This window comes from Ruminococcus sp. AF31-8BH (genome assembly GCF_003460605.1).
Classification (GTDB): domain Bacteria; phylum Bacillota; class Clostridia; order Lachnospirales; family Lachnospiraceae; genus Blautia_A; species Blautia_A acetigignens.
In genome coordinates this window covers 19425-33812 of sequence record NZ_QTVN01000004.1, presented here as the reverse complement: position 1 = coordinate 33812, position 14388 = coordinate 19425, and the positions used below count along the sequence as shown (strand labels likewise).

Sequence of the window (14388 nt, the reverse complement as noted above, 5' to 3'; positions counted from 1 at the left end):
ATGATAAATATATTTGTCCTTGTAACAATTCTCGGACATTTGCCTGTTATACTATTTGCAAAAAGAAAAGGAAGTGAGGATATGAAGCAGATTTTAATTGTCGAGGACGACAGTTTTTTGAATAAGATGTTGGCCTATAACCTGACCGCAGACGGCTACGGCGTGACTTCTGCCCTAAATGCCAGAACCGCAGCCGACGCCATCCGCCAGCGGGAATTTGATCTGGTGCTGCTGGACATCAACCTGCCGGACGGGAATGGGTTTGAGCTGTGCAAGCTGATAAAGCCCCAGTACCCGGACACCATCGTAATTTTCCTGACCGCCAACGATCAGGAGAGTGACCAGATACGGGGCTATGAGGTGGGCGCGGTGGACTACATCACAAAGCCCTTTGTGATCGGGGCCTTGCAGCGGAAAATCAAAGCCATGTTCGCCATGCTGGAACATCACAAACCGGCCAAGGACATTTACGACGACGGGCGGCTGTTTCTGGACTTCTCGGAGCAGACGGCTTCCTTAAACGGCAAGCCCCTGACCCTATCCCTGATGGAATATAAAATGCTGAATCTGTTCCGTAAAAATCCCCGGCAAGTGCTGACCCGTGGGCAGCTTTTGGAAAAGCTGTGGGATATAGACGAAAGGTTTGTAGACGAACACACCCTGACAACCTCCATTAGCCGAATTCGCAGCAAGATCGAATCCGACGGCGGCGCGCCCTACATCAAGACCGTTTACGGCATGGGTTATCAATGGACGGGAGGCGAGGCAAAATGAAGTTTCAAAACCTATCGGTAAAGCGGCTGTTTAGCCGGGTGGCAATAGGACTTGTCCTTTCCATGTCCGGGATCACCATAGCCCTGTTTCTTGTGACAAAACAGACGGCGGTGCTGCTGACTGGCGGGGCGCTGCTACTGTGCGCCCTTGTGGGGATTTTTGTACTGACGCAGGCGTTTGGAAAGCGGCTGTCGCAGTTTACCGCTAACCTGTGCCAGACTTTAGACCACATGATCGCCGGAAATGAAGCACCCCAGCGGCCAGAGGACAGCGAAACCCAGCTTGCCAGAATCGGACACCGGTTGGCAAGGCTTTACCAGATCATGCAGGAGAACCGCCGCCGGGTGGACGAGGAACGGCAGGAGTTGCAGACCCTTGTATCGGATATTTCCCATCAAGTGAAAACGCCGGTAAGCAATCTGAAAATGGCGACGGACACCCTGCTGGAAAAGCCTATGACCGAGGCGGAGCGCACCGACTTTATCCGGGGAATCCGCAGCCAGACGGATAAGCTGGACTTTCTCTTTCAGGCCCTTGTGAAAACCTCCCGTCTGGAAACAGGCGTGATCCAGTTGGACAAGAAACCGGGTCGCCTCTTTGATACCGTGGCGCAGGCCATGAGTGGGATCGTGTATGCAGCGGAGAAAAAGGAAATCGCCGTGTCTGTGGACTGCCCGGAGGATTTGACCGTTTCCCATGACAGCAAGTGGACATCCGAAGCCCTCTTTAACCTGCTGGACAATGCGGTGAAGTACACCCCGGCGGGAGGGAAAATCGCTGTGTCGGTGGTGCTGTGGGAAATGTATGTGGAGATCAAAGTGACCGACACCGGCAAGGGCATTTCCGAAAGCAATCAGGCTGCCATCTTCCGGCGCTTCTATCGTGAGGAAGAAGTACACGAACAGCAGGGCGTGGGCATTGGCCTGTATCTGGCCCGCGAGATCGTAACGCGACAGGGCGGCTATATCAAAGTGGTTTCGGAGCCGGGCAAGGGATCGGAATTTTCCATTATGCTGCCTACAAAATAGAACGCGGCGGACGGCCATTCCCGGCTGCCCGCCGTAAATTTTTTTGAAATGTCCGAGCGTTGTAACATTTCACCCCGATTTTCAATGAAATTTTTTGGCCGCTGTAACATTTCGCGGACATTTGGGTTTTATAATACCTTTATCAACAGGCAAGAAGCCTTGAAAGGAGTTTTGAATATGAGCGTTTTACAGACTATTGACCTGAAAAAGTATTATGGCACAAAGCCGAACATTACCCGCGCCCTTGACGGTGTGAACTTCTCCGTGGAGGACGGCGAGTTTGTGGCCGTTGTGGGAACCTCCGGCAGCGGCAAGTCTACCCTGCTTCACATGATGGGCGGGCTGGACACTCCCACCAGCGGAACCGTGATTGTCCGGGACAAAGAGCTGTCGAAAATGAACGACGAACAGCTCACCATCTTCCGCCGCCGCAACATCGGCTTTATCTTCCAGAACTATAACCTTGTTCCTATCCTGAATGTGTATGAGAACATCGTCCTGCCGGTGGAACTGGACGGGGACACGGTGGATCAGAAGTTTTTGGACGAAATCGTTCACCTACTGGGGCTGGAAGATAAACTGAAAAATATGCCGAACAATCTTTCAGGCGGCCAGCAGCAGCGTGTGGCGATTGCCCGCGCCCTGATTACCAAACCGGCAATCGTGCTGGCCGACGAACCAACCGGCAACCTTGACAGCAAGACCAGCGCCGAGGTGCTGGGGCTTATCAAGCGTACCAGTGCGGAGTTTCGGCAAACTGTCGTGATGATTACCCACAACAACGACATTGCCCGCCTTGCAGATCGGATCGTCCGCATTGAGGACGGAAAGATTGTAGAGTAAGGAGGTGGCAGGCTATGACATGGCCTTTTGAGAATGATACCAGCGCCATTACAAAGAAGCTGGCAAAGAAAAGTTTGCAAAGCGAGAAGCGCCGGAATCTGATGGTAGTGATCGCCGTTGCGCTGGCGGCGTTTCTGATCTGCTTTACGGGAATTGTGTCTACCTCCCTGACACAAATGCAGCGCAATCAGGTTGTCGATACTTATGAGGCGGTCTGGCTGGGCGTGGAGGAAAACGACATTGAAACCCTGAAAGGAGTGCCGGAGTTTGAGCGCGTAGGCAGCTACTATATACTGGGTGAGGAACTTTCGGAACAGGGCTATCATGCGTCCTATGTGTATTGCGACGCGCAAATGATGGAGATTACCAAGGCGCAGATGAAGTTGTTAGAGGGCCGGGTTCCTGAAAAAGCAAATGAAGTTGTCGTAAGCGAATACTTTCTTTCCACCTATGGAAACAATGCCAAGATTGGGGACACTGTGACCTTAGATACCGAGAGTTTTCATGGTGATTATGTCGTTACCGGAATTATGGACAGCGTAAATGAAAAAGAAGCGAATACCTGCGCTATCATTCTTTCCAAAGCTGCCCTGACAGAATGGGATGGATTTGACCCGGCTGGGTATCGTGCCTATGCCCATTTCAAAAACAGCGACCAGTTGGGCGAAGAACTGATGACCTCTTATTGCAGGGAGATTGCGGAGGAATATCAGCTTCCTATGCCCAAAATGAACAGCAAGTATTTTGCCTATGCTTCTAAATCCTTTGATTTTGCACTGATGGCTGGCGTGATTGCCATTGTTCTGATCGGCGGCTATATTGTGATCCAGAGTATCTTCCGTATCTCCATCAATGACAAAATCAAGAGCTACGGGCAGCTTCGGACGATTGGTGCAACGCCAAAGCAAATCAAGCGGATTGTAAAGCGGGAGGGACGCAAACTCGGCAGTATCGGAATTTTGATTGGTACAGTGCTGGGTGTATGCGGCGGTTTTCTTCTATTTCCCAAGGGATTTAACGCTGTTTCCTATGTGGAAACGGTTATTTTGACACTCATAAGTAGTTGGATCATGGTATCTGTTTCCATCCGTAAGCCAGTAAAAATTGCGGCAGGGATTTCCCCGATTGAAGCCATCCGTTTTACCCCGGCGCAAAAGGACATCCGCAGCCGGAAAAAGAACATCAAGCTCAATCCTGTTTCAATGGGAATTGCGAATTTTAAGCGTGACCGAAAAAAGACCGTTGCTATTGTAGCTTCATTGAGTTTGGGCGGAATTATCCTGCTTGTGGTATCCTCCATTGTTTTGCTGCGCTCACCAGAGGCACTTGCAAGACAGTTTTTCCCAGACGGCGACTATAAAATTTATTTGGATTCTGAAATGACAGAAGAAAAGGTTATGGCAGCGGGAAATCCATTGAATGAGGAATTAAAGCAGGAAATCTTATCTATTGATGGCGTTACAGATATAATTCCAAGCAGGCAATCTCTCCATGCAACTTATAAAACAGAGATTCATCAAGCTGGTGGTATGTGCGATATGCTGACCGACCAGAATTATGCGGCAGTTGAAGCGGCTCTGACAGAGGGAACCATGCCAACAGATTCCCGTAGTATTGTAATTGACTATAATGTGCTAAAGCAGAATGAGGATATGGGTGTTGGTTCAACGGTTGAGATTTCTTTGGGAGAAGAACAGCCATCCGTTTCTGTTACCATATCGGGGTTATACGCTCCTGCAAAGGTATATTCAGGACATGGCAGGATGCACTTAGATGGGGCAACTCTTTTTGCACCAGAAGCGTTGTTCCACGAACTGCACCCGGAAATCACCTCTTTTGACTATTCATGGAGCATTGTAAATGACGCTAAAAAAACGGACTATGTGGGAGCTGAATTGAAAAATATTGTTGCCAGCCATAGTAATATTGCCTTAGATGAAATCAATACAGTGATTGAATATGAAGAAATGACAAATTCTTTTGCGTTTGGCAGTATGGAGATACTTTCATGGTTGGTATTTCTCTTTGGCGTTATCAACCTTATCAATACGACACTCTCTAACCAGATAGCCCGAAAGCAGGAAAACAGTATTCTGCGTTCTATCGGCCTAACACAAAAACAGCTATGTAAAATGAACATCTGTGAGGGGCTGTGCTATGCGCTCTTTGCAACATTGGCGACGCTGATCGTTGGGCTTCCGGCTTCCATCTTTGCTTGCAGAAAAATGAGTATAGGAGCTTTTGCCGGAAATGTAGTGCCTTACAAATTCCCGGTTTTGGAAATGGGACTGTTCATTCTGGTATTGTTCGGAATGGAACTGATCTTGTCTGTATGGACAATCCGCAGACAGAAAAAGCAATCCCTGATTGAACAAATGCGGGCGATGGAATAACCGTATGGGATCGGCGGGGCGGCGTGTGCTGCCCCGCTTTTTTCGCCATTTCTCAAAAAATTTTTGAAATGTCCGAGCGCTGTAACATTTCACTCCGATTTTCAATGAAATTTTTGGGCCGCTGTAACATTTCGCGGACATTTGGGTTTTACAATACCCTTATCAGCAGGCAGAAAGCCTTGAAAGGAGTTTTGAGTATGAGCATTTTACAGACTATCGACCTGAAAAAGTATTACGGCACAAAGCCGAATATCACCCGCGCCCTTGACGGCGTGAACTTCTCCGTAAATGACGGTGAGTTTGTGGCCGTTGTGGGAACCTCCGGCAGCGGCAAGTCCACCCTGCTTCACATGATGGGCGGGCTGGACACTCCCACCAGCGGAACCGTGATTGTCCGGGACAAAGAGCTGTCGAAAATGAACGACGAACAGCTCACCATCTTCCGCCGCCGCAACATCGGCTTTATCTTCCAGAACTATAACCTTGTTCCTATCCTGAATGTGTATGAGAACATCGTCCTGCCGGTGGAACTGGACGGGGACACGGTGGATCAGAAGTTTTTGGACGAAATCGTTCACCTGCTGGGGCTGGAAGATAAACTGAAAAATATGCCGAACAATCTTTCCGGCGGCCAGCAGCAGCGTGTGGCGATTGCCCGCGCCCTGATTACCAAACCGGCTATTGTGCTGGCCGACGAGCCGACCGGCAACCTTGACAGCAAGACCAGCGCCGAGGTGCTGGGACTTATCAAGCGCACCAGCGCGGAGTTCCGGCAAACTGTTGTGATGATTACCCACAATGACGACATAGCCCGTCTTGCAGATCGGATTGTCTGCATTGAGGATGGCAAGATTGTGGAGTAAGGAGGTGGCAGACTATGACATGGCCTTTTGAAAATGATACAAGTGCCATTGTAAAAAAATTGGCAGGTAGGAGTATGCAAGCGGATAAGAGAAACAAGGCATTTCTGCTTTTGACAATCGCCATCTCTGTCTGTATGGTTTTTTCGATTCTCCTAATATCAACAGGTACACAAGAGAAATTCAAGAACACACAGAGGAATAAAGCGCAGATTGGCATTTTGGGAGTTACAGACGAACAAACGGCTCAGCTGCATCAAAACGAAAATATTACATGGGTTGGCGAATATTCCGCTATAGGTGTGTTTTATGTTGAAAATAAAACAATCACTGTTGCTTATGGAAATGAAGATTATTTTTTACATCAGGAAGAAAAAACTTTTCAGGGAAGTGTGCCGCAGAAAGCGGATGAGATTATGCTCCCCCAGAACTACCTTGATTTTTTAGGAAAATCCTATCAGACTGGCGATACAATTTCTATTGACCTGACTGGAACAGGACAGAAAGCAGAATATACACTTTCAGGTGTTTTGAATAATACGAAAGAAAGCAACGGATATTTTATTTATGTTAGTAAAGAGCTTGCCCAAGATTTGGCAAAAGATTCTTTTCAGGTTACAGCATATACGCGGTTGAATACAGACGCCATAAGTTCCACGGCTATTCTTAATTTTGCCGGCAAAGCAATACAAAATACAGGCATTGTCGAGGAACAGGTAATGCTTACAGAGTATTCTGCTGTTATGTCGGGTGTGATAACATCGGGTATTCCGATTCCAGTACCACTACTGGCGGCGTTGACGGCTATTTTGGCGGCAACGATTGTCTATGGTGTTTTTTACACAAAGATTGTAAAAAATGTTCAGATGTTTGGGCAACTGCGGACAGTTGGCATGACAAAAAGACAGATTAAACGGATGGCAAGTAAAGAGGGACGTTTATATGCCTTAGCTGGTATTCCTTTGGGGCTTGTCATTGGTGTACTGATTGGATTTATTGGCTGTCCTGATGGATTCCGGCTAAAAACAACAGTTATTTATGCTGTACTGATTGCCGCAGTAGCCTTTGTAACAGTGAATATTGCCATTTTTAAGCCTGTCCGAGTAGCAATGAATACTTCCCCGGTAGAGGGTGCTAAATACCTTGCGTATGCTGGAAAGGCAAAAAGCAGCTCAAAACTGCATCGGAAACTTACGCCGTTTAATCTGGCGAAAATAAATATACAAAGAAACAAACAAAAAGCAGTTCTGACGCTTTTAATGCTTGGAGTAAGCGGAGCTCTTTTACTGGTTACTTCTACGGTTGCTGGTTCTATTGATCCGGCAAAACAGGCAAGTTTCAAATATTATCCTGCCGGTAACATTCTTATACAAATAAGAAATACAGTTGGCAGCTCTTTCGATAACGAAGCGGAGCCATACGGAAGTGCAAAATTGCAACTGGAAGAAAATCCACTTGAAGATCAGGCATTGATGCAGGAATTAGAAAAGGTAGATGGGATAGAAAAGATTACCGCATTTGACAGCGTTTATATGACAGCTACTTTTTCGGGCGAAAGTGGTTCTATCACGAGCATTTCAGACTTCTTTCCAACCTTAAATCGGGAACAGACAGAAGAAAAGCAGGCGGCGTTATCCTCTGGAACAGCAGATTACGATGATATGGTTGAGAAAAATGGAATATTGGTTGCAGAAGATATAGCACAAGTTGGCGATACTTTGAAGATTGAGGGCAGAGCTTTTGATGGTAGAACCTTTGATGTGGAAGCCGTTGTTGTAGGCACATACAATAGATCTGATTTAATGGAGGATAGCCCGGTTGTTCCTGGAAGCCCCTACTTCATTATGACTTATGACACAGCAAAGAAACTGACAGGGATAACGGAACAGACGGGGATTCTGGCGATTAAAAATTCAGAGGGATGTTTTGATGAAGTTTTGACCGCAGTTCAGAAGATTGCGGATAAAAATGGAAAAATAGAAGTAAATACGATTGAACAAACGATTAAAAATATTCAGTATCGATACAGTGCATCTATAAATGCTCTATATATGACTTCTGCTATTCTGTTCGTCTTTGGAAGTATCAGCCTTACGAATATGCTTATGGTTGATTTTCAGAATAGAAAGCGTGAATTCGGTTTGCTTGAAGCTGTTGGAACAACACGGCAACAGTTGAAAGCAATGCTGGATAGGGAGATGGGAATTTACCTCGGAGGTTCGTTGGTAATAGCTCTTGTATTTGGAAGCATTTTAAGTGTAATTGTTTGTAGACGATTGGATGCGGTAAACCATTGCATTACGTTGGTATTGCCGTGGCTGTTTCTACTGGCGTTAGTCGTTGTTTTAGCAGTTATATATTTGATTTTCACTGCATACGCAAAATCCGAGTTGAAGAAAACAAGCATCTTGTCTGCCATAAGGGAGGAATGATCTTTTGTATAGACATCACTTAAAAGGTAGTTAATTTCAAAATAATATCACTCTGTTGATACAGCCAGTCCGTAAATTCTTTCGGGCTGGCTGTTCCTGTTTTTACAGCCTTTTTTCTCTGTAATGCTTCTTTCTTAAAGTCGGCAAAGGCAGCCTGTATTTTTTCCAGACGGTCAGCCGGAAAGCCTGCGGTATTTTTTACCCGGTTTATTTTGTTGCGCCAGTTCTGGCATTCATTTTTATAAAGCAGGTCATAGTTATTTTCTCTTGCCCTCTCGTCAAATTCCCGCTTGTTTTGAAGCGCCTGTGCTTTGCGGCACTTATCGCTGCACAGCTCATACCGCTGGCTCTTTGCCAGAAAATATTTCCCACAGACCTTGCACTGTCGGAAGCAAAGCCCCCAGTCATTCAGCCTGTTCAGATAATAGGTAATCAACGGGTAGAGGGACGCATAGGCAGACACACATTCTTCTGTGCGCCGGTTGTCCGGGAACCAGAGGTCAAGCCGGGTATCTTCTGACGGTGCGCCTTTGAAATAAAGGCTGCCAGCTTGAAAATGTTTCGGTTTTCCTGTCTCCCTGTCAAAGCTCATGGCTTCGTTATGGAATACCCCGGTCAGGCTGCTCATTTTATCCATGAAGCGGTCACAGGCAGCGTTACGGTCACGGGGTTCTCTGGCAAGCAGATAGCTGTTCCAAATACGGAACGCCACATACATTTTCAGAGGGTCATTGCTAAGATATTTTCCCCAGAGAAATTCGCTTGCCGCCTGCTCCAGCTCCGGCTGTTTCCATCGGTTGGAGTGGAGGGCTTGCCGCAGTGGAGAAAGCCCGTATAAGTTCCAATCTCTGTCCGTGTCACGCTCAAAGTTTATCAAAAAAGTTCCCAGTGGGCGTGTCATATCACAAAGCACCTCTGTGTTTTGGCTCCCGTTCAGACGGAAGCGGATCTGCTGTTCTTCCCCAATCAAAATCCGCTCTTTCATTTTCTTCCTGTCCAGCGTCAGGACAAACAAAATCCTCTCAAAACATGGCTCATGCCGTATAAACTGATTCTCCATCCCTATCCCTTGCCTTTTCTTATGGTAATTATATAATTCAGTTATATCCGTTACACTCATGGTATCGCAGAAGTATTGTTTTGTCAAGGATAGTCCGCTATGATGATTGCAGTTGGTAATTTCGTACCATACAGTACCTTGACAAGTGAATGACCGTCCAAAAGGGATATGACCGGCAGGAGAAGTGACGCATCCAGCGCACCAATGCAGGGAAACACCGTAGGAATGGGGCAGGAAAACGGCTTTTGGGGAGAACGGCAGCAGGAAGCATTTTAACCTATTTGATTTATGGGAGGAACAGAATGAGCAATAAAAAGAGATTGAACAGCTACGAGGATTTACCGCTGGTTCTGGATGTGGCGGACATCCAGCAGATTATGGGAATTTCAAGAGCGAGCGCCTATGAGCTGGTACACACCCCCGGCTTTCCGGCGTTCCGCAGTGGCAGGCTTATCAAGGTCAGCAAAACTGCTTTCTTTGAATGGATGGCAAAAGGCTCCGAAACCGTACCGAGAAGCGACAAAAAAGCGTGAGGTATTATCCCCTGACTGCAATACTGCCGCACTTTCCAAAGGGGCATACAGAGGGAAAAAACCTTAAAAATGATACCGAAACGCTACACTAAAACAGCCTATCTGCGTACATCAGATAGAAACGGAGAAAGGAGCCGGTTATGGCAAGAATGAGCAACAAGCGACGGCTGGAATGGTCTTTCTTCTTAAATGACCGCAGCCGTATCACTTACAACGAACTGTGCCGGAAATGCCAGCACGAATGCAAACAGAGCTTCCGGGCGGTTGTGGTTGACTGCCCGAAGTATCTTTCCAAGCGTTCCAAGAAAAAGGACAAAACTGCCGGAAACGGCAAAATCCCTTAGGAACTAAGGGCGCACTTCTATACATAGTCTAAAGACCATGTATCGTGCGTCCTGTGGAGCTTACCTCTGTCGCTGATAAAATCAGCAATCCGAGGTCTGCGTTCGCTTCGCTCCGACAAGGTGGCTACACCCCCTTGCGCCGCTAAGGCGGCTATCCCCTGTGTACCCTCCGAAAAGAGAAATCCGCTCTGCGGTTTTCCCTTTTCATCGGGTTTTATAGAAGCACTGACACACGGACTGTCTGCGGATGGTCTTTCTTTATCTTATAAGTAAAGGATGTGAGAACATGGAAAAATCTTTGGAACAGTTGAAACAGGAATATGAAAAAACCACTGTCCTGCTGGAACGGGAAAAACGGAAAATGCAGCGTTTGAAAAACCGGCAGGCGTATCTGGAAAGTGGTTCCCGAAAACAGAGGACGCACCGGTTGATTACCCGTGGGGCAGCCGTTGAGAGCATTGCGCCACAGACAAAGGAGCTGACCGAAACGGAATTTTATTCCCTCATGGAAAGCATTTTGAATCTGCCGCAGGCGGAGCATTTCATCCGGTCTGCCGCAGAGAACCACGCCTGTATTTCCGGGCAGGAGAAAGGCGGTGACTAAGGATAACACTTTATCATTTTTCAATCGCACAGATAAAGCGCAGCGCCGGTCAGAGCGCCATTGCCAGCGCAGCCTACCGAGCCGGGGAGCGTCTTTACAGTAGCTACTATGGAGAAGTCAGCGATTACACCAAAAAGGGCGGCGTGATCGCTTCGGAAATCATGCTGCCACCCCATGCGCCGGAAATATATCTTGACCGGGCGACCCTCTGGAATGCTGTGGAGAACTGCGAGAAACATCCAAAAGCACAGCTTGCCTATTCCTTTGATATTGCCATGCAGAATGAATTGACGCTGGAAGAAAACATGGAGCTGGCGAGGAAGTTCGTGCAGGAGCAGTTTGTGGCAAAAGGCATGATTGCCGATCTTGCTTTTCACAGTCCGGAGAAAGAGGACGGCGGTATCCCAAACCCGCATTTCCATGTGATGACAACAATGCGCCCTTTGAACCCGGATGGCACATGGGGACAAAAACAGCGGCGGGAATATCTTCTTGATGAAGATGGAAACCGAATCCGGGATAAAAATGGCGATTATATGTTTAATGCTGTCCACACAACAGACTGGCACGAGCCGGAAACACTGGAACACTGGCGGGAGCAGTGGGCGGCTGCCGTTAATACAAAATTTGAGGAAAAAGGACTGGGTGTGCGTATCGACCACCGTTCCTATGTGCGGCAGGGGCTTGACCTGATACCTACTGTCCACGAGGGAGCTAATGTCCGGCAGATGGAAGCAAAGGGCATCCGCACCGAGAAAGGGGAACTGAACCGCTGGATTAAAGCCACCAACCGGCTCATGCAGGATGTGAGGAAGAAGATCAAAGCCCTGTTTGTCTGGATGGCAGAGGTAAAAGAAGAACTTTCCAAACCACAGACACCGAACCTTGCCGACCTGCTGATCGCTTATTACAACCAGCGCAACGCAGGGGCATGGAGCAATAAAGCCAGAACCGGAAACTTAAAGCAGTTTGCCGAAGCCGTCAATTATCTGACGGAAAACAAGCTGCTCACATTAGAGGATTTGCAGGAGCGTCTTTCCTCTGTCAGTGAAGAATTTGAAGCATTAAGCGGCTCCATGAAAAAGAAATCTGCCAGGATAAAGGAATTGCAGGAATTGATACGGGAGGGCGAGAATTACCAGCGGCTAAAACCTGTCCATACGGAATTGAACAATATCAAGTTTAAGAAACAGAGGGAGAAATTTGAAACATCCCACGATGCGGAGTTACGGCTGTTTTATGCCGCCCGCCGTATTCTGAAAGAAAAACTGGACGGAAAACCCATTGCCCTGAAAGCATGGAAACAGGAATACGCACAGTTAAAAACAGAGTATGCCGAACTGTCTCCGCAGCACAAGCCACTCCGGGAGGAAGTCATACGGCTGCGGCAGGTGCAGAACGCCGTAGATACCGCACTGCGCCGGAGGGAGCAGCCACAGGAAGTACAGAGAAAGAAACATGAGATGGAGCTATGATATAACCGGCAGCTTTACCGCTATCGGTATTTTTACGGAGGGAGCATTTGAATGTATTTGAAGCGGTGAAACAGTCTGTTACCACACGGCAGGCTGCTTCATTCTATGGAATCCGGGTGGGGAGAAACGGCATGGTCTGCTGTCCATTCCACAATGACCGCACGCCCAGCATGAAAGTGGACAGCCGCTTTTACTGCTTCGGCTGCGGGGCTTCCGGGGATGTGATCGACTTTGCCGCTTTGCTGCATGGATTGGGGAAACGGGAAGCTGCGGTCAGGCTTGCGGAGGACTTCGGCGTTTCCTATGAGAAATCCGGCAATGCGCCGCCAGATAGGAAGCGTCACAACAGGTCACAGCCCCGGCAAAAATCAGCGGAGCAGAGATTTCAGGAAACGGAACGGTATTGTTTCCGGGTGCTATGCGATTATCAGCGCCTGCTGGAGCATTGGAAAACAGCATACGCCCCACAGCCGCAGGATGCCATCTGGCATCCTCTTTTTGTGGAAGCGTTGCAGAGGATAAGCTACACAGAATACCTTTTGGATATTTTGTTATACGGAGAAATAGAAGAAAAAGCGGCATTGATCGCCGCACAGGGAAAGGAGGTGCTGCGGCTTGAACAGCGAATTTCAGAGCTTGCCGCCGGAAACGCAGGAAGCGGTCAAAAGGACGATGGACACAATGGAACCGGCGCAGACACCGGAAGAAATCCGGGAGACGTTAGAGGGGACGCAGAAAGGCGGCGTGAAGAACAGCATCCGAAACTGCCTGACGGTGTTCCAGCGTGACCCGCTGTTTCGTGGGGCGCTGCGTCTGAACCTTTTGACGGAGCAGATTGACATTGTGAAGCCGCTGGGCTGGGAGCGCACCAGTACCACGCTGACCGACATGGACATGAACTACCTGCTTTTGTATCTGGAAGAAAATTACGGGCTTATCAGCGAGAAAAAGGTGCAGAGCGCCATCAAGATTGTTGCCAATGAAAACCGCTACCATCCGGTCAGGGATTACCTGAACAACCTGCAATGGGACGGCACAGAGCGCATCCGTTACGCCCTGCATCACTTTCTGGGAGCCGATACGGACGAATACACTTATGAAGCCTTGAAACTGTTCCTGATGGGAGCCATCCGGCGGGTATTCAGACCGGGGAGCAAGTTTGAGGTCATGCTCTGTCTGGTTGGTGGTCAGGGAGCCGGGAAATCTACCTTTTTCCGGCTGCTGGCAGGCAGGGACGAATGGTTTTCAGACGATTTGAAGAAGCTGGACGATGAAAATGTGTACCGCAAGCTTCAAGGGCATTGGATTATCGAGATGTCGGAGATGATCGCCACAGCCAACGCCAAGAGTATTGAGGAAATCAAGTCATTCTTAAGCCGCCAGAAAGAAACCTACAAAGTGCCGTATGAGACACATCCGGCAGACCGGCTGCGGCAATGTGTATTTGGAGGGACGACCAACCGGCAGGACTTTTTGCCCCGTGACCGCACCGGCAACCGGCGCTTTCTCCCCGTGACGGTGTACCCGGAACGGGCGGAGGTTCACATACTGGACGATGAAGCGGCGGCGAGGGCGTATATCGAACAGATGTGGGCGGAAGCCATGACGGTTTACCGCAGTGGGAAGTATAAGCTGTCATTCAGCATAGAAATGAACCGATACCTGAACGCCCATCAGCAGGACTTCATGCAGGAGGACACACAGGCTGGCATGATCTACGCCTATTTGGAGGACTACACCGGTGACAGGGTATGCTCCAAGCAGCTTTATGAGGAAGCGCTGGGGAACTTAAATTCCCCGGCAGACTGGGAGACACGGGCAATCTGCGAGATTATGAATACCGGCATTGCGGGCGGCATCATACAGGGCTGGGCAGCCTACAAAAGCCCGAAGCGGTATAAGAAATACGGTTCTCAAAAAGGCTGGGAGCGTGTCAACCAAGACCCGCCGGAGGGGGACGGTTTTCAGGAAATCACGGAAGAAGAAGCCTGGCAAATGGAACTGCCATTCTGAAAAGCCACCGGTTGACAGTTTGGTTGACG

13 protein-coding genes are annotated in these 14388 nt (G+C 48.5%); 12 read left to right on the top strand and 1 reads right to left on the bottom strand.

All coding sequences use genetic code 11. The features are described 5' to 3' along the window. Nucleotides 1–81: 81 nt before the first annotated feature. From DWZ38_RS06160 to DWZ38_RS06135, 6 genes are all read left to right on the top strand, one after another. On the top strand, nt 82–774 hold the full coding sequence (locus DWZ38_RS06160; protein ID WP_064786815.1) for a response regulator transcription factor: 693 nt from the start codon (nt 82–84) through the stop codon (nt 772–774). After that, entirely contained in the window at nt 771–1802 is a 1032-nt protein-coding gene (locus tag DWZ38_RS06155; protein WP_116704912.1) for a HAMP domain-containing sensor histidine kinase, read from the top strand. The genes DWZ38_RS06160 and DWZ38_RS06155 overlap by 4 nt, the downstream gene beginning before the upstream one ends. Nucleotides 1803–1979: 177 nt before the next feature. Beyond that, on the top strand, nt 1980–2645 hold the full coding sequence (locus tag DWZ38_RS06150; RefSeq protein ID WP_117850968.1) for an ABC transporter ATP-binding protein: 666 nt from the start codon (nt 1980–1982) through the stop codon (nt 2643–2645). Nucleotides 2646–2659: 14 nt separating this feature from the next. Then, entirely contained in the window at nt 2660–5038 is a 2379-nt protein-coding gene (locus DWZ38_RS06145; protein WP_015540913.1) for an FtsX-like permease family protein, read from the top strand. 197 nt (nt 5039–5235) lie between these two features. Further along, entirely contained in the window at nt 5236–5901 is a 666-nt protein-coding gene (locus DWZ38_RS06140) for an ABC transporter ATP-binding protein (protein WP_117850965.1), read from the top strand. A 14-nt stretch (nt 5902–5915) separates the two neighbouring features. Further along, nucleotides 5916–8330, top strand: coding sequence for an FtsX-like permease family protein (locus DWZ38_RS06135; protein ID WP_015540914.1), 2415 nt, complete (start codon nt 5916–5918; stop codon nt 8328–8330). A 19-nt stretch (nt 8331–8349) separates the two neighbouring features. Here the strand turns inward: DWZ38_RS06135 and DWZ38_RS06130 are convergent, their stop codons facing one another. Then, nucleotides 8350–9390 carry a DUF6076 domain-containing protein gene (locus tag DWZ38_RS06130; protein WP_117457311.1) on the bottom strand — a complete coding sequence of 347 codons (1041 nt, stop codon included), beginning with the start codon at nt 9388–9390 and terminating at the stop codon, nt 8350–8352. Nucleotides 9391–9692: 302 nt separating this feature from the next. Here DWZ38_RS06130 and DWZ38_RS06125 point away from each other — a divergent pair, with 302 nt between their 5' ends. From DWZ38_RS06125 to DWZ38_RS06100, 6 genes are all read left to right on the top strand, one after another. Further along, entirely contained in the window at nt 9693–9923 is a 231-nt protein-coding gene (locus DWZ38_RS06125; RefSeq protein WP_064786802.1) for a helix-turn-helix domain-containing protein, read from the top strand. A 140-nt stretch (nt 9924–10063) separates the two neighbouring features. Next, nucleotides 10064–10267: a hypothetical protein gene (locus tag DWZ38_RS06120; protein WP_004614949.1), complete on the top strand. Its 204-nt coding sequence runs from the start codon at nt 10064–10066 to the stop codon at nt 10265–10267. A 286-nt stretch (nt 10268–10553) separates the two neighbouring features. Continuing rightward, nucleotides 10554–10871, top strand: coding sequence for a DUF3847 domain-containing protein (locus DWZ38_RS06115; RefSeq protein WP_173705778.1), 318 nt, complete (start codon nt 10554–10556; stop codon nt 10869–10871). A 2-nt stretch (nt 10872–10873) separates the two neighbouring features. Beyond that, nucleotides 10874–12346, top strand: a complete 1473-nt coding sequence (mobQ, locus tag DWZ38_RS06110; RefSeq protein ID WP_117850962.1) for a MobQ family relaxase — start codon at nt 10874–10876, stop codon at nt 12344–12346. Nucleotides 12347–12393: 47 nt separating this feature from the next. Then, nucleotides 12394–13134: a CHC2 zinc finger domain-containing protein gene (locus DWZ38_RS06105; RefSeq protein ID WP_055059557.1), complete on the top strand. Its 741-nt coding sequence runs from the start codon at nt 12394–12396 to the stop codon at nt 13132–13134. After that, nucleotides 13019–14359 (top strand): virulence-associated E family protein, encoded by a 1341-nt coding sequence (locus DWZ38_RS06100; RefSeq protein WP_117457313.1) that lies wholly within the window; start codon nt 13019–13021, stop codon nt 14357–14359. Before DWZ38_RS06105 ends, DWZ38_RS06100 begins: the two co-directional genes overlap by 116 nt. Nucleotides 14360–14388 lie beyond the last annotated feature (29 nt).